We start from the raw sequence: 718 nt of genomic DNA, 5'->3' as shown, positions 1-718 counted from the left end.
GTAGCCCTTATTGGCGATGCCTCTTAGAACCTTAGCTTGGTTGCTTCGCCTTGCCGTGACTAAGGTAATTGGGGCACTATCAATGATTTCGTAAGTAACTCGCGGAGCGTATAACTTCAGTAGGCGATACCGAATCAGCTTCATTGCGGGGATTAAATCGCGACAACGACGATTATAACGCGTTCGTTCGGGTACCTTGATTCCTGAGGCAACTAACATGTGATGGAAATGAGTTTCAGAAGGGTCTCGTTGCTCGATTCTCGTAAGCATGCAGGCAATCATTGTGACGTCACTAGTCTTTAATTGGCGATAGTTCTGTCGAAACCGGAATGTTTTCGGTAGAGTTTGATAGATTGGATCAATCAGCTTGATAAATTTCTGTACCATGACTTGAATTGGATTAAAAATTGCGTTAGCTTTAAGGAGGCCTTGCATTTACGGTTCTTCTTTCTGGTTTAGTCACCTTAGAAGTTACCGCAAATGCGGGCTTTTTGCATACTTTTTTTATTCAATTCAGGTCTCATCAAGCAATTATTACAGAACTAGCACTACGCGTTATTCCAATATACGCTACAAACCTACAATCCTCAATTCACCACCTACCCATTGAACAACAGATACGATTCAAGATACCGTTCAATCACCAACCGTCATTTCAACCTAATCGAGTAGGAGGTAGCCGATTATTTCGGCTACCGACCTCTCACACCACCGTACG

General features: G+C 43.0%; 1 protein-coding gene. It reads right to left on the bottom strand.

Annotated elements, in window-relative coordinates; translation table 11 throughout:
* A partial coding sequence (locus tag FC99_RS06820; protein WP_476738440.1) for a transposase family protein occupies nucleotides 1–435 on the bottom strand: 435 nt, incomplete at its 3' end.
* Nucleotides 436–718: the final 283 nt, after the last annotated feature.

Source organism: Levilactobacillus koreensis JCM 16448 (assembly GCF_001435525.1).
Lineage (GTDB): Bacteria > Bacillota > Bacilli > Lactobacillales > Lactobacillaceae > Levilactobacillus > Levilactobacillus koreensis.
The sequence above is the reverse complement of the archived record's forward strand: the minus strand, read 5'-3'. Positions and strand labels throughout refer to the sequence as shown.